General features: G+C 70.7%; 15 protein-coding genes. 7 read left to right on the forward strand and 8 right to left on the reverse strand.

Annotation, left to right across the window (positions count from 1 at the left end; genetic code table 11):
* Positions 1 to 93 precede the first annotated feature (93 nt).
* A complete protein-coding gene (locus tag ABZ079_RS22355; RefSeq protein WP_356941190.1) occupies positions 94 to 840 on the forward strand; it encodes a response regulator transcription factor in 747 nt (248 codons plus the stop codon).
* A 14-nt stretch (positions 841 to 854) separates the two neighbouring features.
* Here the strand turns inward: ABZ079_RS22355 and ABZ079_RS22360 are convergent, their stop codons facing one another.
* Positions 855 to 2,030, reverse strand: a complete 1,176-nt coding sequence (locus tag ABZ079_RS22360; protein ID WP_356941191.1) for a crosslink repair DNA glycosylase YcaQ family protein — start codon at positions 2,028 to 2,030, stop codon at positions 855 to 857.
* Between the two features lie 58 nt (positions 2,031 to 2,088).
* Entirely contained in the window at positions 2,089 to 2,658 is a 570-nt protein-coding gene (locus tag ABZ079_RS22365; protein WP_356941192.1) for a GNAT family N-acetyltransferase, read from the reverse strand.
* 252 nt (positions 2,659 to 2,910) lie between these two features.
* On the opposite strand from ABZ079_RS22365, the gene secA reads away from it, so the two are divergent.
* Positions 2,911 to 5,721 carry a preprotein translocase subunit SecA gene (gene secA / locus ABZ079_RS22370; protein ID WP_356941193.1) on the forward strand — a complete coding sequence of 937 codons (2,811 nt, stop codon included), beginning with the start codon at positions 2,911 to 2,913 and terminating at the stop codon, positions 5,719 to 5,721.
* Positions 5,722 to 5,889: 168 nt separating this feature from the next.
* Here the strand turns inward: secA and ABZ079_RS22375 are convergent, their stop codons facing one another.
* Positions 5,890 to 6,462, reverse strand: a complete 573-nt coding sequence (locus tag ABZ079_RS22375; protein ID WP_356941194.1) for an Rv3235 family protein — start codon at positions 6,460 to 6,462, stop codon at positions 5,890 to 5,892.
* 329 nt (positions 6,463 to 6,791) lie between these two features.
* Between ABZ079_RS22375 and ABZ079_RS22380 the strand changes: the two genes are divergently transcribed.
* Together ABZ079_RS22380 and ABZ079_RS22385 are read left to right on the forward strand one after the other, a co-directional pair.
* Positions 6,792 to 7,304 (forward strand): hypothetical protein, encoded by a 513-nt coding sequence (locus ABZ079_RS22380; RefSeq protein WP_356941195.1) that lies wholly within the window; start codon positions 6,792 to 6,794, stop codon positions 7,302 to 7,304.
* Positions 7,305 to 7,352: 48 nt separating this feature from the next.
* Complete coding sequence (locus tag ABZ079_RS22385; protein WP_356941196.1) at positions 7,353 to 8,021, forward strand: HAD family hydrolase; 669 nt, start codon at positions 7,353 to 7,355, stop codon at positions 8,019 to 8,021.
* 186 nt (positions 8,022 to 8,207) lie between these two features.
* Here ABZ079_RS22385 and ABZ079_RS22390 read toward each other — a convergent pair whose 3' ends face one another.
* The gene (locus ABZ079_RS22390; RefSeq protein WP_356941197.1) at positions 8,208 to 8,774 is read right to left on the reverse strand and encodes a DJ-1/PfpI family protein; all 567 of its coding nucleotides are present in this window, start codon (positions 8,772 to 8,774) and stop codon (positions 8,208 to 8,210) included.
* A 543-nt stretch (positions 8,775 to 9,317) separates the two neighbouring features.
* Between ABZ079_RS22390 and ABZ079_RS22395 the strand changes: the two genes are divergently transcribed.
* From ABZ079_RS22395 to ABZ079_RS22405, 3 genes are all read left to right on the forward strand, one after another.
* Positions 9,318 to 14,261 (forward strand): NAD-glutamate dehydrogenase, encoded by a 4,944-nt coding sequence (locus ABZ079_RS22395; RefSeq protein WP_356941198.1) that lies wholly within the window; start codon positions 9,318 to 9,320, stop codon positions 14,259 to 14,261.
* Positions 14,262 to 14,397: 136 nt separating this feature from the next.
* Positions 14,398 to 14,871: a GtrA family protein gene (locus ABZ079_RS22400; RefSeq protein WP_356941199.1), complete on the forward strand. Its 474-nt coding sequence runs from the start codon at positions 14,398 to 14,400 to the stop codon at positions 14,869 to 14,871.
* A gap of 10 nt (positions 14,872 to 14,881) precedes the next feature.
* A complete protein-coding gene (locus ABZ079_RS22405; protein ID WP_356941200.1) occupies positions 14,882 to 16,366 on the forward strand; it encodes a hypothetical protein in 1,485 nt (494 codons plus the stop codon).
* A 96-nt stretch (positions 16,367 to 16,462) separates the two neighbouring features.
* On the opposite strand, the gene ABZ079_RS22410 is transcribed toward ABZ079_RS22405, so the two are convergent.
* From ABZ079_RS22410 to ABZ079_RS22425, 4 genes are all read right to left on the reverse strand, one after another.
* Complete coding sequence (locus tag ABZ079_RS22410; RefSeq protein WP_356941201.1) at positions 16,463 to 18,127, reverse strand: glycosyltransferase family 2 protein; 1,665 nt, start codon at positions 18,125 to 18,127, stop codon at positions 16,463 to 16,465.
* Positions 18,124 to 20,328, reverse strand: a complete 2,205-nt coding sequence (locus ABZ079_RS22415) for a CDP-glycerol glycerophosphotransferase family protein (protein ID WP_356941202.1) — start codon at positions 20,326 to 20,328, stop codon at positions 18,124 to 18,126. The genes ABZ079_RS22410 and ABZ079_RS22415 overlap by 4 nt, the downstream gene beginning before the upstream one ends.
* 188 nt (positions 20,329 to 20,516) lie before the next feature.
* Positions 20,517 to 21,335 (reverse strand): ABC transporter ATP-binding protein, encoded by an 819-nt coding sequence (locus ABZ079_RS22420; protein ID WP_356941203.1) that lies wholly within the window; start codon positions 21,333 to 21,335, stop codon positions 20,517 to 20,519.
* The gene (locus ABZ079_RS22425) at positions 21,328 to 22,242 is read right to left on the reverse strand and encodes an ABC transporter permease (protein ID WP_356941204.1); all 915 of its coding nucleotides are present in this window, start codon (positions 22,240 to 22,242) and stop codon (positions 21,328 to 21,330) included. The genes ABZ079_RS22420 and ABZ079_RS22425 overlap by 8 nt, the downstream gene beginning before the upstream one ends.
* Between the last annotated feature and the right edge of the window lie 89 nt (positions 22,243 to 22,331).

Raw genomic sequence — 22,331 nt, forward strand, 5'->3', positions numbered from 1 at the left:
GAAATCATGACCGCACCGGCCCAACCGGTGGGCCGCTGCCTTGGGTTGGCGATGGCACAGGACCACAGGCCACAGCCTTCAGGGGGAGGAACGATGGCGGACACCTTCGGACCGATGCGGGACGAGGGCGCCGACGACGGTGTCATCGGCAGGGGCCCGGACGCGGGCTCCGCACGCGCGGAGCCGATCAGAGTCCTGGTCGTGGACGACCATGCCCTCTTCCGGCGCGGCCTGGAGATCGTCCTCGCGGCCGAGGAGGACATCCAGGTCGTCGGCGAGGCCGGCGACGGTGCCGAGGCCGTCGACAAGGCCGCCGACCTGCTGCCCGACATCGTGCTGATGGACGTCCGCATGCCCAAGCGCGGCGGTATCGAGGCCTGCACCTCCATCAAGGAGGTCGCCCCCAGCGCCAAGATCATCATGCTGACGATCAGCGACGAGGAGGCCGACCTCTACGACGCCATCAAAGCGGGCGCGACCGGATACCTCCTCAAGGAGATCTCCACGGACGAGGTGGCCACCGCCATTCGCGCGGTGGCCGACGGACAGTCGCAGATCAGCCCGTCGATGGCGTCGAAACTCCTCACCGAGTTCAAGTCGATGATCCAGCGCACCGACGAGCGCCGGCTGGTGCCCGCGCCAAGGCTGACCGACCGGGAGCTGGAAGTCCTCAAACTCGTCGCCACGGGGATGAACAACCGGGACATCGCCAAGGAGTTGTTCATCTCCGAGAACACCGTCAAGAACCACGTCCGCAACATCCTGGAGAAGCTGCAACTGCACTCCAGGATGGAGGCCGTGGTCTACGCGATGCGGGAGAAGATCCTGGAGATCCGGTAGCGGATCCGGCGGAGCTAGGCGAGGACGCGGGCGAGTTCCCGCGTCAGGGACTCGCGCAGGCCGGGCGCCTCCACGCGCTCCACGCGAACGTCCGTGCAGTTCACCCAGGTCGCCGCCTCGAGCAGGGCCTGGGCGACCGCCGGTACCGCCTTCGGGCCGTCCAGGGTGACCTGCCTGGCCACCAGTGTGCGGCCCTCGCGGGCGGGGTCGACACGTCCGACCAGCCGGCCGCCGGCGAGCACCGGCATCGCGAAATAGCCGTAGACCCGCTTGGGCTTGGGGACGTAGGCCTCCAGGCGGTGGGTGAAGCCGAAGATCCGCTCCGTACGCGCCCGCTCCCAGATCAGCGAGTCGAACGGCGACAGCAGCGTGGTGCGGTGGCGGCCGCGCGGCGGTGCCGCCAACGCCGCCGGGTCGGCCCAGGCGGGCTTGCCCCAGCCCTCGACCTCGACCGGCACCAGACCCGAGTCGGCGATCACCGCGTCGACCTGCTCGCCCTTGAGGCGGTGGTAGTCGGCGATGTCCGCGCGCGTGCCGACGCCGAGGGACTCGCCGGCCAGCCGGACCAGACGGCGCAGGCACTCGGTGTCGTCCAGCTCGTCGTGCAGCAGCGACTGCGGGATCGCGCGCTCGGCGAGGTCGTACACCCGCTTCCAGCCGCGCCGCTCGACGCACACCACCTCGCCGTACATCAGCGCCCGCTCCACGGCGACCTTGGTGCCCGACCAGTCCCACCAGTCGTTCGTCTTCTTCGCGCCGCCCAGCTCCGTGGCGGTCAGTGAGCCTTCCGCGCGCAGCTGCTTGACGACCTGGTCGTAGGCGCCGTCGGGGAGTTCGTGGTTCCAGTGCGGGCGACTGCGGTAGGCGCGGCGGCGGAAGGCGAAGTGCGGCCACTCCTCGACCGGGAGGAGGCACGCCGCGTGCGACCAGTACTCGAAGGCATGCGCGTCCCTCCAGTACGCGGCCTCGACCGTCGTGCGGCCGACCGCGCCCAGCCGGGCGTAGGGCACGAGTTCATGGGAGCGGGCGAGCACCGAGATCGTGTCGAGCTGGACCGCGCCGAGGTGGCGCAGCACCCCGCGGACACCGGCCCGCCGGTCGGGCGCGCCGAGGAAGCCCTGGGCGCGCAGGGCGATACGGCGGGCGTCGTCCGCGGTGAGGGTGAGGCCGGGGCGCGGAAGGGTCGTCATGCGTCGGACGATAGAGGGTGCCACTGACAGCCGCGGTGAGCTGCGGTTTCGCTTGCCCCTAGGCGCGCGCGGGCAGGTACGGCGCCGTGGACGGCAGGCCCAGGTCCGAGGGGAGCAGGGAGCCGACCCAGCAGTCGCGTCGTACGCCTTTGTTGTTGAGGCCGGAGCGCAGGGTGCCCTCGATGGTGAAGCCGGCCCGCTCGGCCGTCGCGCGGGAGGGGTGGTTGCCGACCTCGGCTCGCCATTCGACCCGGTCGACACCGATCTCGGTGAAGATCCAGCGGCAGGCGGCGAGGGTGGCCTCGGTGATGTAGCCGTGTCCGCGGTGTTCCTCGGCCGCCCAGAACCCGACCTCGGCCGTGCCCAGTGAGCGCATCGTGAGGCCGAGCATGCCGGTCAGTTCCCCGCCGGTCAGGAAGACACCGAAGGTGAACATCGAGCCCTGCGCCCAGCCGCCGGGGACCATCTGCTCGGTGAAGCTCCGGGCGTGGTCGGGCAGATAGGGCGAGGGGACCGTGGTCCAGCGCTGGATGTCGGGGTCCTGGACGGCCGCGTGCACCGCCTCGGTGTCGGCCGGTCCGACGGCGCGCAGCACAAGACGGTCGGTGGTGAGCGTGACGGGTTCCATCGGCCGATTCTGCTCGGGTGCCCGCGGGCGGACCATCGATTTTCGCGATCCGTGAGTGCGTGATCACATTTCGTGCAATTCCTCGCACCGGTGCGGCACCATCCGTGTGCCGCGTCCGTTGTCCTGGTGAAGCAGCCGCCCGGTCGCCAGGCCTCCCGACGCAGCCGGGTCCTCGCATACGATGGCGGTTGCTCAGTACGTCAGAAGGTAAACCGACCGTCCCAGGCCCGACCGGCAAGGAGACAAGCCCCCGTGTCCGTCCTCTCGAAGATCATGCGTGCAGGCGAAGGCAAGATCCTGCGCAAGCTGCACCGCATCGCGGACCAGGTCAACTCCATCGAAGAGGACTTCGTCGACCTCTCCGACGCCGAGCTGCGCGCCCTCACCGAGGAGTACAAGCAGCGGTACGCCGACGGTGAGACCCTGGACGACCTGCTCCCCGAGGCGTTCGCCACCGTCCGTGAGGCCGCCAAGCGCGTCCTCGGCCAGCGCCACTACGACGTGCAGCTGATGGGCGGCGCCGCGCTCCACCTCGGCTACGTCGCCGAGATGAAGACCGGTGAGGGCAAGACGCTCGTCGGCACGCTGCCCGCGTACCTGAACGCCCTGTCCGGAGACGGCGTCCACCTCATCACGGTCAACGACTACCTGGCCGAGCGCGACTCCGAGATGATGGGCCGCGTCCACAAGTTCCTGGGCCTGGACGTCGGCTGCATCCTCGCCAACATGACGCCGGCTCAGCGCCGCGAGCAGTACGCGTGCGACATCACCTACGGCACGAACAACGAGTTCGGCTTCGACTACCTGCGCGACAACATGGCGTGGGCGAAGGACGAGCTGGTGCAGCGCGGCCACAACTTCGCCATCGTCGACGAGGTCGACTCCATCCTCATCGACGAGGCCCGTACGCCGCTGATCATCTCCGGTCCGGCCGACCAGGCCACCAAGTGGTACGGCGACTTCGCCAAGCTGGTCACGCGCCTCAAGCGCGGCGAGGCGGGCAACCCGCTCAAGGGCGTCGAGGAGACCGGCGACTACGACGTCGACGAGAAGAAGCGCACGGTCGCCATCCACGAGTCCGGTGTCAGCAAGGTCGAGGACTGGCTGGGCATCGACAACCTCTACGAGTCGGTGAACACCCCGCTCGTGGGCTACCTGAACAACGCCATCAAGGCCAAGGAACTCTTCAAGAAGGACAAGGACTACGTCGTCATCGACGGCGAGGTCATGATCGTCGACGAGCACACCGGCCGTATCCTCGCCGGCCGCCGCTACAACGAGGGCATGCACCAGGCGATCGAGGCGAAGGAAGGGGTGGACATCAAGGACGAGAACCAGACGCTCGCCACGATCACCCTGCAGAACTTCTTCCGCCTCTACAAGAAGCTGTCCGGCATGACCGGTACGGCGATGACCGAGGCCGCCGAGTTCCACCAGATCTACAAGCTCGGCGTGGTCCCGATCCCGACGAACAAGCCGATGATCCGCAACGACCAGTCGGACCTGATCTACCGCACCGAGGTGGCCAAGTTCGAGGCGGTCGTCGACGACATCGCCGAGAAGCACGAGAAGGGCCAGCCGATCCTCGTCGGCACGACGTCCGTCGAGAAGTCGGAGTACCTGTCCCAGCAGCTCAGCAAGCGCGGCATCCAGCACGAGGTGCTGAACGCCAAGCACCACGAGCGTGAGGCCTCGATCGTCGCCCAGGCCGGCCGCAGGGGCGCCGTGACCGTGGCCACCAACATGGCCGGCCGTGGTACGGACATCAAGCTCGGCGGCAACCCCGAGGACCTCGCCGAGGCGGAGTTGCGGCAGCGCGGCCTCGACCCCGAGGAGCACATCGAGGAGTGGGCGCACGCTCTGCCCGCCGCCCTGGAGAAGGCCGAGCAGGCGGTCAAGGCCGAGAAGGAAGAGGTCGAGTCGCTCGGCGGGCTGTATGTGCTCGGCACCGAGAGGCACGAGTCGCGGCGTATCGACAACCAGCTGCGTGGTCGTTCCGGCCGGCAGGGCGACCCCGGCGAGTCCCGCTTCTACCTGTCCCTCGGCGACGACCTGATGCGCCTGTTCAAGGCGCAGATGGTCGAGCGCGTGATGTCCATGGCGAACGTGCCGGACGACGTGCCGATCGAGAACAAGATGGTCACGCGCGCGATCGCGTCCGCCCAGTCGCAGGTCGAGCAGCAGAACTTCGAGACCCGTAAGAACGTCCTGAAGTACGACGAGGTGCTCAACCGGCAGCGCGAGGTCATCTACGGCGAGCGCCGGCGCGTCCTGGAGGGCGAGGACCTGCAGGAGCAGATCCATCACTTCATGGACGACACGATCGACGCGTACGTCGCGGCGGAGACCGCCGATGGCTTCCCCGAGGACTGGGACCTGGACCGGCTGTGGGGCGCCTTCCGGCAGCTGTACCCGGTGAAGATCGTCATCGAGGAGCTGGAGGAGGCCGCAGGGGACCGGGCCGGTCTGACCGCCGAGTTCATCTCCGAGTCCATCAAGGAAGACATCCACGAGCAGTACGAGGCCCGTGAGGCGCAGCTCGGCTCGGAGATCATGCGTGAGCTGGAGCGCCGGGTCGTGCTGTCGGTCCTCGACCGCAAGTGGCGCGAGCACCTCTACGAGATGGACTACCTCCAGGAGGGCATCGGCCTGCGCGCGATGGCGCAGAAGGACCCGCTGGTCGAGTACCAGCGCGAGGGCTTCGACATGTTCACCGCGATGATGGAGGGCATCAAGGAGGAGTCCGTCGGCTACCTGTTCAACCTGGAGGTCCAAGTCGAGCAGCAGGTCGAGGAGGTCCCGGTCGAGGAGGCCCAGCCGGTGGGCCAGGGCGTTCAGGACACGGTGCCGGCGCAGGCGGGGGCGCGTCCCGAGATCCGCGCGAAGGGCCTGGACGTGCCGCAGCGGCGTGAGCTGCACTTCTCCGCGCCGACGGTGGACGGTGAGGGTGGCATCGTCGAACGCGACCTGGAGGACGACGAGCCGGTGCGGTCCGAGTCGGACGGGCTCACGCGGGCGGAGCGGCGCCGGCAGGCCAAGGGCGGGCGGCGTCGTAAGAAGTAACGCACGCCTGACGCGCTGCAGCCGTCGACAAGGGCCGGGTTCCTTCGGGGCCCGGCCCTTCGGCGTTGTCTGGGGTGGGCCGTCCAGGGTGCCGCCCGCCTCGCTTGGGGACGGGTGCCGCCCCAGCGGCACGACTGCCCGCAGCCACGGCGGTCCGGCCGCCCGCGGCTAGGGGCTGCCGGCTTCGACCGCTGTGCAGCGCCAGCGGAGGTCCTCGCCCAGTTCCAGGCGGAACGCCACCGCCCGTAGCCGGTCCCCGGCGGCGACGCGGGCGAAGACCTCCAGCGCGCCGTCGGTGGGGACGTAGTAGCCGATGTCGTGGACGACCGGACGGGGGCCGAGGGCACGCAGGGGACTGCGTTCGGCCAGGCGGGCCAGGTCGTCGTAGGCGCGGCCCGCGGTGTGGCGGAGCATCCAGTGGACGGGGCGCTGGCCGCTCAGGACGGCCAGCAGGCGGTCCGCGAAGAGGTCGGTGGGGCGGGGCTGCCGTACGGGCCGTTCGGGCAGCGTACGGGCCGCCTGCGGGTCCGTGGTCGTACGGGTTGCCGTACCGGCGGGCCGCCGGGGCGTCGTCACCGTGGGCGGCTGCGCCGTCGTGGTGGGTTTCTGAGCGGTGGGGCGGTGCCCCGTACCCCTGGCCGGTGTGCGGGGTGGCGCGCCGGCCGGGCGGCGGGTGTCGTGGCGGGTCGGCGGGCGGTGGCGCGGGCGGGGCTGGGCGGTGCGGCTCATGACCTTGTTCATGGAGGTCCCCGTTCGGCGGCCCGGGTGATACCGGGCGGTAACTCGCTGTCGAGGATCTTGTACGGGGACGGGGGACGCGGTGGCAAGGAAGGCGGAGAGGGCGGCTGGGCGCGGGAGAATTCACCTATCCGGGGGGCGGACAGGGGTGGAAGCCCCGTGGGCAAGCGACCGCACCGGGTGAGTCCGAGGCGTCGGGTGGACGCCTTCCGGGGTGTGGGCAGGGGCCCGAAAGGGGACGGGCGCACGTATCCTGAAGGCCCTCCGGGAGGCGCGCCAGCCGGGCTCCCGGGGCCTCAGCGGAGCCTTTGACCAGGAAAGAGCGGCCAGCCATGCGCGTCTACGTCCCCCTGACCCTCCCCGGTCTCGCCGAGGCGCACAAGACGGGTGAGCTGGGGAGCGGCCCCTTCGTCGCGTATGCCGTCACGCCCGCGCTGCGCGAGTGGTACCTCTCCGACGACATCGAGGAGCTGGAGTACGCGGCGCTCGGCCGGGCCGCCCAGGCCTCGCTGCGGCTGCTCGCCGCCGATCCGGGTGCCGCGCGGCGCCGGGTCGTGGTCGCCGTGGACGTGCCCGACGGCGCCGCCACCGCCGACCCGGACCGCGGGCTGGACCCGGCCGCGGTCGGCGAGGTGACCGTGACGGCGACGGTGCCGCTCGGGAAGGCGGCCGCGGTGCACGTCGACGCCGACGACGCGGAGGCGGACGTGGCCGCGGCGGCGGGCGCCCTGCAGGCGGCCGACGGCGGGGACGACGACGCGCAGTTCGTCGTCGACGGGGCGGACGACCACGAACTGCTCTGGTACGCCACGCAGGAGATTCCCAACCTGGTCGGACGGGCCTGACCTGGGCGGCCGCCCTGACTGTCGGTGGGGGCGGGTACGGTCTTGGACATGGGGACGCAGGCAAGCGCGCACATCGTCTGGGACTGGAACGGGACCCTGTTCCACGACAATGACGCGATCATCGGGGCGACGAACGCGGCCTTCGCCGAGCTGGGGCTCGCGCCGATCACGCTGGAGCAGTACCGGTCGCTGTACTGCGTTCCGGTGCCGAAGTTCTACGAGCGGCTGCTGGGCCGGCTGCCGACCGATGCCGAGTGGGAGCTGATGGACGACGTCTTCCATCGGCACTACGCCGAGCAGCGGGTGCGGTGCGGGCTCACGGCGGGGGCGGCCGAGCTGCTCGCCGGGTGGCGGTCGGCGGGGCGCAGCCAGTCGTTGCTGAGCATGTACGTGCACGACGAGCTGGTGCCGCTGGTGCGCGGCTTCGGCATAGAGACGCACTTCATACGTGTCGAGGGGCGCACGGGACCGTCCGGTGGGAGCAAGGCCGAGCACATGGTGCGGCATCTGCGGGCGCTGGCCGGGGTGGCGGAGCCCGCGCGCACGGTGGTGATCGGGGACGCGGCGGACGACGCGGTCGCGGCGGGGCATGTGGGCGCGCGGGCTGTCCTGTACACCGGCGGGTCGCACAGTCGGGCCAGCCTTGAGCAGGCCGGGGTGCCGGTGGTGGACACGTTGGAGGAGGCGGTGGCGGAGGCGCTGCGGATCGCGGCGTAGGGGGAGCGGAGTAGCCGCGGGCCCGGCTTGTGCGGCGCCCTGCGCTGCGGCCGGGCGGGGCGGGGTCGCTCGCCCGGGCCGGCGGGGTGCCGCCGTGACTGGGACGGGCGCCGCCCCTGGCGGCACGACGGCCCCAGGCACGGTGGTCATCGTGGCGCCGCCCGCGGCTACGGCGCTCCGCGGCGCTCAGTTCACCGGTGCCTTCGACCGCAGCACCCTGAGGAACTCTCGCATCCAGGCCGGGTGGTCCGGCCAGGCGCGGGATGAGACCAGGGTGCCGTCGACGACCGCCTCGGCGTCCTGGAAGCCCGCTCCGGCCGCCTGCATGTCGAGTTCCAGGGCGGGGTAAGCCGTGACCCGGCGCCCGCGCAGACTGTCGATCGCGGCGGTGAGCAGGGGGCCGTGGCAGATCTGGGCGACCGGCTTGTCGGAGTCGAAGAAGGCCTTGAGGATCTTGCGGAGTTCGGGGTCGTTGCGCAGATACTCGGGGGCTCGGCCGCCGGGGATGACGACGGCCGCGTACTCGCCGGGGTCGACCTCGGCGAAGGCGAGGTCGGCGGGCCAGGTGTAGCCGGGTTTCTCGGTGTAGGTGTCGTAGCCGGGTTCGAAGTCGTGCACGACGAAGCGGAGGGTCTTGCGGGTGGGGGCCGCGATGTGGACCTCGTAGCCCTCCTCGCGCAGGCGCTGGTAGGGGTAGAGGACTTCCAGGGACTCCGCTGCGTCTCCGGTGACGATGAGGATCTTCGCGGGCATGTCGGCTCCTCCGGGGCAAGCTCTGTTATGGGCACCGTGCCTCCCCGGGGCGTGCTTGCCAAGTGGGCCGGTGCCGTTCGGAGGGGACCGGATACGTCAACCGTGCCCGCTCCGGCGCTGTGCAGAACGTCAAAGTTCGCCCCCCGGTTTTGTACACATACGGCTCATGACGGGCCCGGGGTGAGGAGCGATAGCCTTGTGGCGTGATCAGCGCGATATCTCGCGGGGGCGCTTGTGCCCCTGCCCTGCGCCCGGGTTGCACGGAACACCTCCGTGACCGGGCGGCGGTCGCTGGTCTTCGCGGGCGGGACGGGGGCATGGACGCCTCCTGGACGCCGAGGACACCCTGGGACACGGCTGCGTCGAGAGCAGTCTCACACCCGACGGGCATGTCGAGAATGGCCGAATTCCCCCCGCTCATCTCACCTCGCGGCATAGCGTCTGAACGGACCGGACACCCCGGGCCTTGGCGTTACGTCGGAGGGGGAGAGCCCGTACTTCCTTCTACGTCACGCAACGGCGCGCGACAGGAGCCAGAGGACAATGCAGACCAAGCTGGACGAAGCCAAGGCCGAGCTGCTCGAGAGGGCCGCCCGGGTAGCTGAGAACAGCCCGGTCGGGGGGCACCTACCGACCGGGACGACGAGCGAGGGCACTCCCGGCACCCCGGACGGCGAATCCGTGCTCGCGTTCCTCCAGCGCTACTACCTGCACACCGCCCCGGAAGACCTCGCCGACCGCGACCCGGTCGACGTCTTCGGCGCCGCGGTCTCGCACCACCGTCTCGCCGAGACCCGCCCCCAGGGCACCGCGAACGTCCGGGTGCACACCCCGACCGTCGAGGAGAACGGGTGGACCTGCAGCCACACCGTCGTGGAGGTCGTCACCGACGACATGCCCTTCCTCGTGGACTCGGTCACCAATGAGCTGACGCGCCAGGGCCGCGGCATCCACGTCGTCATCCACCCGCAGTTCGTCGTCCGGCGCGATCTCACCGGCAAGCTGATCGAGGTGCTGCCGACCGCGCCCACCGGCGACCTCCCGCACGACGCGCACATCGAGTCCTGGATCCACGTCGAGATCGACCGGGAGACCGACCGCGCCGACCTGAAGCAGATCACCGTCGACCTGCTGCGCGTCCTGTCCGACGTCCGCGAGGCCGTCGAGGACTGGGAGAAGATGCGGGACACGGCGCTCCGGATCGCCGACGATCTGCGGAGCGAGCCCGCCCCCGGCGACATGGCGGAGCCCGAGGTCGAGGAGGCCCGCGAGCTGCTGCGCTGGCTGGCCACCGATCACTTCACCTTCCTCGGCTACCGCGAGTACCAGCTGCGCGAGGACGACACGCTCGCCGCCGTGCCCGGCACCGGCCTCGGCATACTGCGCTCCGACCCGCACCACGCCGAGGACGACCAGCACCCGGTCAGCCCCTCCTTCGAGCGGCTTCCGGCCGACGCCCGGGCCAAGGCCCGCGAGCACAAGCTGCTCGTGCTGACCAAGGCCAACAGCCGGGCCACCGTGCACCGGCCGTCGTACCTGGACTACATCGGCGTCAAGAAGTTCGACGCGGACGGCAACGTCGTCGGTGAGCGCCGCTTCCTGGGCCTGTTCTCCTCCGCCGCCTACACCGAGTCCGTCCGCCGCGTCCCGGTCATCCGCCGCAAGGTCGACGAGGTCCTGGAGCTGGCCGGGTTCTCGCCCAACAGCCATGACGGCCGCGACCTGCTCCAGATCCTGGAGACCTACCCGCGCGACGAGCTGTTCCAGACGCCCGCCGCCGAACTGCAGTCCATCGCCACGAGCGTTCTCTACCTGCAGGAGCGCCGTCGGCTGCGGCTGTACCTGCGCCAGGACGAGTACGGCCGCTACTACTCGGCCCTCGTCTACCTCCCGCGCGACCGCTACACCACCGGCGTCCGGCTCCGGATCATCGACATCCTGAAGGAGGAACTCGGCGGTATCAGCGTCGACTTCACCGCCTGGAACACCGAGTCGATCCTCTCCCGGCTGCACTTCGTCGTCCGCGTCCCGCCGGGCACCGAGCTGCCCGAGCTGTCGGACGCCGACAAGGAGCGCATCGAGGCCCGCCTGGTGGAGGCGGCCCGTTCCTGGGCGGACGCGTTCGCGGAGGCGCTGACCGCCGAGTGCGGCGAGGAGCGCGCGGCCGAGGTGCTGCGCCGCTACAACCACGCCTTCCCCGAGGGCTACAAGGCCGACCACTCCCCGCGCGCCGCGGTCTCCGACCTCGTCCACCTGGAGCAGCTCAGTGAGGACAAGACCTTCTCACTGAGCCTGTACGAGCCGGTGGGCGCCGCCCCCGAGGAGCGCCGCTTCAAGATCTACCAGAAGGGCGGCACGGTCTCCCTCTCCAAGGTGCTGCCGGTGCTCAGCCGCCTGGGTGTCGAGGTCACCGACGAGCGGCCGTACGAGCTGCGCTGCGCGGACCGCACCACCGCCTGGATCTACGACTTCGGTCTGCGCATGCCGAAGTCGCTGGGTGGCGGCAACGGCGACTACCTGGGCGACGACGGCCGTGAGCGGTTCCAGGAGGCGTTCGCCGCGACCTGGACCGGCCAGGCGGAGAACGACGGGTTCAACGCCCTGGTGCTGAGCGCCGGGCTGACCTGGCGGCAGGCGATGGTGCTGCGCGCCTACGCCAAGTACCTGCGGCAGGCCGGCTCGACCTTCTCACAGGACTACATGGAGGACACCCTCCGCAACAACGTCCACACCACCCGTCTCCTCGTCTCCCTGTTCGAGGCGCGGATGTCCCCGGACCGGCAGAAGGCCGGGCTCGAGCTGATCGACGCCCTCCTGGAGGAGCTGGAGGCGGCTCTGGACCAGGTGGCGAGCCTGGACGAGGACCGCATCCTGCGCTCCTTCCTGACCGTCATCAAGGCGACCCTGCGCACGAACTTCTTCCAGGAGACGCTCGGCGGCACGCCGCACGACTACGTCTCCATGAAGTTCGACCCGCGGGCCATCCCGGACCTGCCCGCGCCCCGCCCGGCCTACGAGATCTGGGTGTACTCGCCGCGCGTCGAGGGCGTCCACCTGCGCTTCGGCAAGGTCGCCCGAGGCGGTCTGCGCTGGTCCGACCGGCGTGAGGACTTCCGCACGGAGATCCTGGGCCTGGTCAAGGCGCAGATGGTGAAGAACACGGTCATCGTGCCGGTGGGCGCCAAGGGCGGCTTCGTCGCCAAGCAGCTGCCGGACCCGAGCGTGGACCGCGACGCCTGGCTGGCCGAGGGCATCGCCAGCTACAAGACGTTCATCTCGGCGCTGCTCGACATCACCGACAACATGGTCGCCGGCGAGGTCGTGCCGCCGCTGGACGTCGTCCGGCACGACGGCGACGACACCTACCTCGTGGTGGCGGCCGACAAGGGCACCGCGACGTTCTCCGACATCGCCAACGAGGTCGCGAACAAGTACAACTTCTGGCTCGGCGACGCCTTCGCCTCCGGCGGGTCGGCCGGCTACGACCACAAGGGCATGGGCATCACCGCGCGCGGCGCCTGGGAGTCCGTGAAGCGGCACTTCCGTGAGCTGGCCGTGGACACGCAGAGCGAGGACTTCACGGTCGTCGGCATCGGTGACATGTCCGGTGACGTGTTCGGCAACGGCATGCTGCTCTCCGAGCACATCCGCCTGGTCGCCGCCTTCGACCACCGGCACATCTTCATCGACCCGAACCCGGACGCGGCCACCTCCTACGCCGAGCGCCGCCGTCTGTTCGAGCTGCCCCGTTCCAGCTGGGCCGACTACGACACCGAGCTGCTGTCGGCGGGCGGCGGCGTCTTCCCGCGCAGCGCCAAGTCGATCACGCTGAACGCGCACATCCGTGAGGCCCTGGGCATCGAGGAGAAGGTCTCCAAGATGACCCCGGCCGACCTGATGAAGGCGATCCTCAAGGCGCCGGTGGACCTGCTGTGGAACGGCGGCATCGGCACGTACGTGAAGTCGTCGGCGGAGTCGAACGCGGACGTCGGCGACAAGGCCAACGACGCCATCCGCGTCGACGGCGCCGACCTGCGCGTCAAGGTCGTCGGCGAGGGCGGCAACCTGGGCCTGACCCAGCTCGGCCGCATCGAGTTCGCGATGCACGGCGGCAAGATCAACACCGACGCGATCGACAACAGCGCCGGCGTGGACACCTCCGACCACGAGGTGAACATCAAGATCCTGCTGAACAGCCTGGTCACCGAGGGCGACATGACCGTCAAGCAGCGCAACAAGCTGCTCGCGGAGATGACCGACGAGGTCGGCGCCCTGGTCCTGCGCAACAACTACGCGCAGAACACGGCACTCGCCAACGCCCTGTTCCAGGCCAAGGACATGCTCCACGCCCAGCAGCGGTTCATCCGCCACCTGGTGCGCGAGGGCCACCTTGACCGGGCACTGGAGTTCCTGCCGGCCGACCGCCAGATCCGCGAGCGCCTCGCCCAGGGCCAGGGCCTGACCGGTCCGGAGACGGCCGTCGTGCTGGCGTACACGAAGATCACGGTCGCCGAGGAGCTGCTGCACACCTCGCTGCCGGACGACCCGTACCTGCGCGGCCTGCTGCACGCCTACTTCCCGACGGCGCTGCGCGAGCGGTTCGCGGACGCCATCGACAACCACCCGCTGCGCCGTGAGATCACCACGACCGTGCTGGTCAACGACACGGTCAACACGGGCGGTACGACGTATCTGCACCGTCTGCGCGAGGAGACCGGTGCCTCGCTGGAGGAGATCGTCCGCGCCCAGACCGCGGCCCGCGCGATCTTCTGCTCGGCGCCGGTGTGGGACGCGGTGGAGGCCCTCGACAACAGGGTCGACGCCGCCGTCCAGACCCGCATCCGGCTGCACTCGCGGCGCCTGGTCGAGCGCGGCACCCGCTGGCTGCTCAACAACCGGCCGCAGCCGCTGCAGCTCGCCGAGACGGTCGAGTTCTTCGCCGACCGGGTCGAGCAGGTCTGGCAGCAGCTGCCGAAGCTGCTGCGGGGTGCGGACCTGGAGTGGTACCAGCACGTGTACGACGAGCTTGTCGCGGCCGGTGTCCCGGACGAGCTCGGCACCCGCGTGGCCGGGTTCTCCTCCGCCTTCCCGGCGCTGGACATCGTCTCGGTGGCCGACCGCATGGGCAGGGAGCCGCTGGACGTCGCCGAGATCTACTACGACCTCGCCGACCGGCTCCACATCACCCAGCTGATGGACCGCATCATCGAGCTGCCCCGCACCGACCGCTGGCAGTCCATGGCCCGTGCCTCCATCCGTGAGGACCTGTACGCGGCGCACGCGGCGCTCACGGCGGACGTCTTCGCGGCCGGCAACGGCACCTCGACGCCCGAGCAGCGCTTCACGGCGTGGGAGCAGAAGAACAGCGCGATCCTGAGCCGGGCGCGCACCACCCTGGACGAGATCCGCGGTTCGGACTCGTTCGACCTCGCCAACCTGTCGGTGGCGATGCGCACGATGCGGACGCTGCTGCGCACGCACTCGTAGCCGTACGGCACCGAAGGCGCCCCGGGTCCGCACACTGCGGCCCGGGGCGTCGCCGTTCTCGCCGGCCCTCAGCGGAAAACCGGCGGCGAATTTACCCTTTCCTGCTGATCGGTGTGTTTCGGATAGGGTCTGCGATGTGACAGTGAACCTCACCGAGACCCGCCCGGTGCTCCCCGTGCCGGCTGCGGCCCGGCCGGTCACGCCCGGCGTGCCGGAGGCCGTGGGATTCGCGATCGCCGGCGGCAGCGGTGTCCTCGTCGTTCTCCTGGTCTTCAACCCGCTGCTGCAGGGGCTCGGTGGGCAGGCGATGACCGCGGCGGTCCTGCCGAGCTGTGTCGCAGTGGCGACCCCTTACCCGGGCCTCCGTCGTTTCGCCTGCCTCGACCGGGCCTCGCTCACCCGCAACCGGATCGCCCTGTTCTTCGTCTTCAGTGGCATCGGTGTCCTGATGGAAATCGGCCTGTTCCGGGCCGGTTACCACGGTCTAGCCCTGCACAGCGTGGTGGAATCGAATGCGGCGAAGGCACTGTCGATCGTCCTCGCCTCGGCCTTCCCGCTCCTGGCCCACCGCACCTGGGTGTTCCGGCGGAATGCGCGCCGCGCCCTCTGACCTCGAGCCGGTGAGCCGCACGGCGCCGGCGCACCGCACCGCACGGGCCGGCCGGTCACTGCCGCAGGCCGCCGCCGCGCTCGTCCTGGTGCTGCTGCTCCTGGTCGTCGTCCGCCTGCCGTGGGCGGGCGACCTCGGCATGCACGCGGCCACCGTGCAGCGGCTGCGTCACAGCCTGCCGCACCCCGGCAACCCGCTGGTCGACGCCGACACACCGAGCCCGTACTACTCGCCGTGGATGCTCGTGCTCGGCTGCGTCGCCAAGCTGACCGGTCTGTCGGTGTTCGTGGTGCTGCGCATGGCCGCCCTCGTCGGACTGGGGCTGCTGACCACGGGGGTGTGGCGGTACGTCCGCACCCTCAGCACGCACCGCGCGGCCCCCGCCCTGGCCCTGCTGAGCCTGGTCTTCCTCTGGGGGCCGCTGCTCTTCAACTGGAGCGGCTTCCTTGGCCTGAACTCCCTCGCGCTGACGGTGTCGTATCCGAGTGTGTTCGCGCTCGGGCTCACCTTCCACTTCTGGGCGTGGCTGACGGGCGCGGTGCGCGGGGCGGCCGCGTGGGGGACCTGGCCGGGGCTCGGTGTGCTGGGGGCGCTGATCCTGCTGTCCCACCAGTTCACGGGGGTCGTGGCGTCCCTGGGCGCACTGGCCATGGTGGTCGCGGCGCGACCGGGCCGGGCGGTGCTGCTGCGGCTCGGCGCCGCCCTGGCCCCTGGGGTGGCGGTGCTGTGGCTGTGGCCGTACTACGACTTCTTCGCGCTGTTCTCCGCGGGGGCGGATCTGGAGGCCATCCACCGGTCGCTGTACGAGCACCTGGCCGAGCGGTTCGGGCTGGTGCTGCTGGGGGTGACGGCCTTGGTGCTGCGCCTGCGCCGGGACCGCTGGGACCCCTTGGTCCTCTTCTTCCTGCTCGGCGTACTGGTGTTCGCCGCGGGCTGGCTGACCGGCCACTATTCGTGGGGCCGGGCCCTGCCCGCCGCGCTGATCCCGGCCCAGCTCGCGGCCGCGCTGGAGACCGTGTCGGCCGGGCGGCGGGCGGTGCGGGCGGGGTGGGCGTGTGTGCTGGGCGCTGCGCTGGCGGTGGGGGCGTGGACGCAGGCCGGGACGCTCGGGTATGTCACTGGGCGGGATGCGTTGCCCGGGGTGGTGGCGGCGAAGTACCGGACGCCGTGGGTGGGTTATCAGTGGATCATGAAGGCGGGGGTGAAGTACGGGGACGTGGTGATGGCGCGTACGTTTCCCGCCCGGCAGATTCCGGCGTACGGGCCGTACACCGTGGCGCCTGGGTATCCGGATGTGTTCCTGCGGGACGCCGTGCGGCGGGAGGCGGCGGTGACGCGGTACTTCGACGCGGGCACGTCGTCGGAGGAGCGGCGGGGGATTGTGCGGGAGTACGGGGTGCGGTGGGTCGTGGGGGGCCGCTCTGCTGCCGGGCCGGGGCTGCGGAAGGTGACCGACGGTCCGGGTGGACAGGTCCTGTACCGAGTGGTGCCCTGAGCCGGCCGGCAGCGCTGCGACTCCCCAGGGGCGCGGGGAACCGCGCGATCAGCCGGCCACAGACCTTCAGCGCACCGGCGCTGCGAACCGCGCCCCTCACCTCAGCAAGCTGGACACGAGCTTTGCCGCCCTGCGTACCCTCGGTCGGGCGATCCTGCGTACCACAGGCCGGATCACCCGTGCCGTCACGCCCACCGGACGCCAGCGGAGCTGCAGGCGGCCGGGGTTGCGGCCCTCCGGTTCGATGGTGACCTCGTGAGGGGTCGCCCCCGAGTGGTACTCGATGCGGGCCGTACGGGCCGGGAAGTCCAGCGGGGCCAGCAGCAGACCCGAGTGTGACAGGCCCTGTTGCTGCAGGCGGACCATCGGGTGGCGTACGCCCTCGAAACCCTGGAGGGGGAGCGGGGCGGAGGCCAGGTCCAGGTGGACGGTGCCTTCGAAGACACCGGGGCGGACCGGGTCCAGACGGAAGGGCACCGTCATGCGCCGCCCGCCGGGGGCCAGCAGCAGGCCGGCCCGCTGAGGGCCCACGGGCAGCCGGAGCCCGGGGTCGTAGGTGCGGACGGCGAGGGTGAGAGAGGCGCTCGGACCCGGTGCCAGCTCGGTGATCTCGTGGCGGAACTGGGCGCTGGGGAAGGGTCGCGTGTCCAACTCCAGGTCGGAAAGGTCCAGTTCGCGCCGGGCCTGCTCGGAATCGGGGATGCTGTCGCCCCAGTACGGGACGCCGGAGTCGTCGGCGGTGACCTGCCGCGGCGCCACCCCGTGCCCGAGGCCGCGCGCCGCCAGCCGGGCGTCGGCCGGGCGGCCGTCCCGCAGCAGCTGCAGCACCACCCGCTCCGGGCGGGGCAATCGGGCGTACGCGCCGGGTGCCAGGGTGTCCAGGTAGGGGTTCATGATCTCGGCGAAGGAGCGCAGCCACTCCTCGTCCCGGTAGGGCAGGTCGCCGGCGTACATCCGGAAGTCGTGCTTGAGGAACTTGTAGTCCTTGTCCTCCCGGAGTGCCGCGTGCCCGCTGCTCACCAGGAAGTCGTCGATCAGGTGCTGGACGTGGACGCGGTCGCGGACGTTGGAGATCTTGTGCCGCTGGTTGGAGATGGAGGCGGAGGCCGCCGCCGCGAACGGCTCGATGTACCAGACGTACACCGGGTCCGGGATGATCGTGAACGCCTCCGCCAGGCAGTACGCCTGCGCCGAGAACAGCTGGTCCTCGTAGTGGATGCCCTCGGGGAAGCGGAGGTGGTGCCGGTCCAGGAAGGAGCGGGCGTACATCTTGCTCGTGGACAGGTGCTCGAACAGCAGCCGCGGCTCGGCCTCGATGCCCTCCAGCGTGCGGCGCTCGGCCACCAGGTGCGGCATCCAGGTCGAGCGGCGCCCGTTGTCCACCCGTACCCGCCGCACCGCGCCCATCGTGAAGTCCACGTCGCGCTCCCGGTGGGCGGCGAGCAGCGACTCCACCGCGCGTGGCGGGAGTTCGTCGTCGCTGTCGAGGAACATCAGGTACGGCGCCCGGGCGATCTCGATGGCCCGGTTGCGCGGGGCGCTGCAGCCGCCGCTGTTCTCCGGCAGGCGCACATACCGGATGCGGTGGTCCTGCGCCGCCAGCTCCCGGGCCACGGCGGGCGTGTCGTCCGTGGAGTGATCGTCGCTGATGACGATCTCGATGTTCGCGTGGGTCTGCGCGCGCAGGGACGCGACCGCGCGCGGGAGGCGGGCCGCGTCGTTGTAGACGATGACCGTGACGGTGACGTCGGGCGTCGTCATGCCGTGGCCTCCTCGGGGGTCGGGGCGGGGGTGCGTTCCTCCAGCGGGAGTACCGGGGGCAGTGTTTCCTCGGGCTCGCCGAGGAACACCCGTCGTACGACCCGCTCGGCGGCGCGGCCGTCGTCGTACTCGCAGAACCGGCGCCGGAAGGTGGCCCGTGCCTTCGCCGCGTTGTCGTCGCGCCAGGCGCCGGAGACGAAGACCTCCGCCAGTTCCTCCTGGGTGCGGGCCACCTGGCCGGGGTGGTCCGCCATCAGGTCGAAGTAGACGCCCCGGGTGGTCCGGTACGTCTCCCAGTCGTCGGCGTAGACGACGATCGGGCGGTCCAGGTTGGCGTAGTCGAACATGATCGACGAGTAGTCCGTGACCAGCGCGTCGGCGGCCAGGCACAGTTCCTCGACGGGGTCGTAGGAGGAGACGTCGATGATCCGGCCGGAGCGGCGCAGGCCGGACAGCGGGGAGGCCGCGCCGCCGTAGAAGTAGTGGGCGCGGACGAGGAGGACCGTGTTCTCGCCGAGGCGGTCGGCGAGGGCGGCGAGGTCGAGGCGGGGGGTGAAGCCGGCCTCGTAGTCGCGGTGGGTGGGGGCGTACAGGACGGCCGTCCTGCCCGGGGCGATGCCGAGGCGTTCACGGGCCGCGCGGACGTCGGCAGCCGTGGCCGTGTAGAAGACGTCGTTGCGCGGATAGCCGTAGTCCAGGGAGGTGTAGCGGGCCGGGTAGGCGCGCTCCCACATGCGCGTGGAGTGGCTGTTGGCGCTGACGCTGTAGTCCCACTTGTCGATGCGGGCGAGCAGGGCGGCGAAGTCCAGGCCCTTGGCGGCGGCCGGGTGGTCCATCTGGTCCAGGCCCATGCGCTTGAGCGGGGTGCCGTGGTGGGTCTGCAGGTGGATCGCGTCGGGGCGTTTGACCACCGCGTTGGGGAAGTTGACGTTGTTCGTCAGGTATGTGGCGGTGGCCAGGGTCTCCCAGTAGCGGCGGGTGCCGGGGACGACGTGGTCCGTGCCGGGCGGCAGCAGGGCCGTGTTCTCCTTGTTCACCACCCACACCTGGCGGATGTGCGGGGCGAGTTCGCCGAGCTTGGCGGCGATCGCGGCCGGGTTGCAGGCGACCCCGCGGTCCCAGTACGCCGCGAACACGGCCAGGTCGGGGTCGACCGGGCGGCTCAGGGCGCGGCGGTACTGGTGGTCGCGGACCCTCGTGCTCACCTGGCGCCTGCGGGACCGTACGGCCTTGCGGGCGGCGCGGCGGGCGCGGTTGGCGGCCTGGAACGCGCGGTATTTAGTGTAGGCGCCCTCCTCCAGCAGGGCGTGGCGTACACCCTCGAGGCCCGCCGGGCGCTGGTGTCCCTCGGGGCGCCAGCGGACCGCCGCGAGGGAGGCGCGGCGGAAGAACTCGCGGGCGACGGGATCGGGCAGGTCCTCGCGGGCGAAGGTGCGCAGCAGGTCGCGCACCATCAGGACGTACAGCACCCGGCGGGCGGCGCGGCGGTCCCTGGCGAGCGAGAGCAGGGACTCGTAGCGGTCGATCAGTGCGAGCCGCTCCTCGGGGGCGAGCGGCGGCAGGCTCTCGGGGCGCAGTACGCGCTTCTGGTACGCCACCTGGTTCAGGCAGGCGACGCGGCCGGCGTGCAGCAGGGCCGCGTAGGCGGCGTGCGGCTCGTCGTCGGTGGTGAGCCGTTCCTCGTGCGCTCGCCAGAAGTCGGCGCGCAGGGCCCGGTTGCCGAGCAGCGGGGTGAGGCGCAGCAGGTCGGCGGCCTGGTCCAGGGTGAGGCTTTCACGGCCGACGGCGGCGAGGAAACGGCCGTCGCGGGAGGGGGAGGCGGCGGTCTGCCAGGTGGTGGTGACGTGGTCGGAAAGGAGTACGTCAACCGGGGTGCCCGCGCCGTCCAGTTCGGCGGTCCGCTCGGCGATCAGGCGGAGCGCGCCGGCCGGCAGACCGTCCTCGGCGCGTACGAAGTGCAGCCAGCGGCCGGAGGCGCGGGCGGCGCCGGCCGCCCGCGCCGCCGCGTCCCCGGTGCCGTCCGGCAGCGGCACCACGATCGTCTCCGGGGCGTGGCCCTCGGCCGTCTCCCGTGCCCAGTCGCCGACCGCGGCGACGATCACCTCGGCGTCGGGGAGCGGGTGGGCCTCCAGGGAGTCCAGAAGTTCGGTCAGATGCCCCTGTGTGTTCGGTCCGTAGACGATCACGCTGAGCTGGGGCATCGCAGAGACTCCTTCGGCTCGTCGGCTCCGGGCACCCTTCACAACATAGCGTCATTAAGTGGATGAAACGGATAACCACGCTTGAGGTAGGAGCCGGACTCAGGAGTGAAGAGGGACTTTCGGCGCGTTCGGTTGCGGTGTGTCCGCTTTCGTGGCGCTGATTTCGCGACGCCCGCCGCCGGCGCGGGCTACTTCGCGGCCGGCTTCCCGGGAGCCGGCTTCTTGTCGCCGGTGAAGGCCTCGTACTCCTTCATGACCTCCTCCGTCGGCCCGTCCATGCGCAGCTCGCCGCGCTCCAGCCACAGGACCCGCTCGCACGTGTCGCGGATCGACTTGTTGTTGTGGCTGACCAGGAAGACCGTGCCCGCGTGCTGACGAAGTTCGCGGATCCGCTGCTCGGAACGCTTCTGGAAGGAGCGGTCGCCGGTGGCCAGGGCCTCGTCGATGAGCAGGACGTCGTGGTCCTTGGCGGCGGCGATGGAGAAGCGCAGCCGGGCGGCCATGCCGGAGGAGTACGTGCGCATCGGCAGGGTGATGAAGTCGCCCTTCTCGTTGATCCCGGAGAAGTCGACGATGTCCTGGTAGCGCTCCTTGATCTGCTCCCGGGGCATGCCCATGGCGAGGCCGCCGAGGAAGACGTTGCGCTCGCCCGTCAGGTCGTTCATCAGGGCGGCGTTGACGCCGAGCAGGGAGGGCTGGCCGTCGGTGTAGATGTGCCCGTTCTCCACCGGGAGCAGCCCGGCGATCGCCTTGAGCAGGGTGGACTTGCCGGAGCCGTTGGTGCCGATGAGCCCGATGGCCTCGCCCTTGTAGGCGGCGAAGGACACCTTCCTCACCGCGTGCACGCGGCGCACGCCCGAGGCCTTCTCGGTCTGCCTGCGGCGCAGGATGCGGTTGAGGGCGGCGGTGGCGGAGCCGCGGCCCGCGCCGGTGCCGTTGACCCGGTAGACGATGTCGACGCCGTCGGCGACGACGGTGGGGATCTTCTCGCCGGTCTGCTCAGCCACGGCCGTACCTCTCTTCAGCCTTCCAGAAGTAGATGAATCCGCCGATTCCGGCGAGCAGGGCCCAGCCGGTGGCCGCCGCCCACACGTGCGGGGGCAGGGCGTCGGCGTGGAAGCTGTCGATCAGCGCGAACCGCATCAGGTCGATGTAGACGGCGGCCGGGTTGATGTGCAGCAGGACGGTGACGAGGTGCGGCAGGTGGTCGCGCTCGGTGATCTTGTCGATGCTCCACATCACCCCGGACACGTACATCCAGGTGCGCAGCACGAAGGGCATCAGCTGGGCGATGTCCGGGGTCTTGGCGCCCATCCGCGCCAGGATCATCGACACCCCGGCGTTGAACGTGAACTGCAGGGCGAGTGCCGGGATCGCCAGCAGCCAGGAGGCGGCGACCGGCACGCCGAAGCAGAGCAGGATGACGACCAGCGCGGCCATCGAGAACAGCAGCTGCTGGAGTTGCTGGAGGGCGAAGGAGATCGGCAGGGCGGCGCGCGGGAAGTGCAGGGCGCGGACCAGGCCGAGGTTGCCGGAGATCGCCCGGGTGCCCGCCATGATCGAACTCTGCGTGAACGTCCAGATGAACACGCCCGTGACCAGGAACGGCACGTAGTCGGGCACGTTGTGCTTGGTGCCGATCAGGACACCGAAGATGAAGTAGTAGACCGCCGCGTTCAGCAGCGGGGTCATGACCTGCCAGACCTGGCCGAGCTTCGCCTGGCTGTACTGCGCCGTCAGCTTGGCGGTGGCGAAGGCGGTGATGAAGTGGCGCCGGTCCCACAGCCGGCGGACGTATTCCGGCAGGGAGGGGCGGGCGCCACTGACCGACAGGCCGTGCCGGGCGGCCAGCGCCGCGAGGTCTTCGTCGGCCGGGGCCTGGGTCGGGGGCGGTGTGTGGAGGACCTGGCTCACATCCGCTGCTTTCGCTCGGGGGAGGGGGGTGCTGCCGGCCGTCGCCGGGGTTGCCGCGTCCGTGTCCCGTCGTGCGGAGTTTTCCTGCG

This window comes from Streptomyces sp. NPDC006314 (assembly GCF_040613075.1).
In the GTDB taxonomy this organism is placed as follows: Bacteria; Actinomycetota; Actinomycetes; order Streptomycetales; family Streptomycetaceae; genus Streptomyces.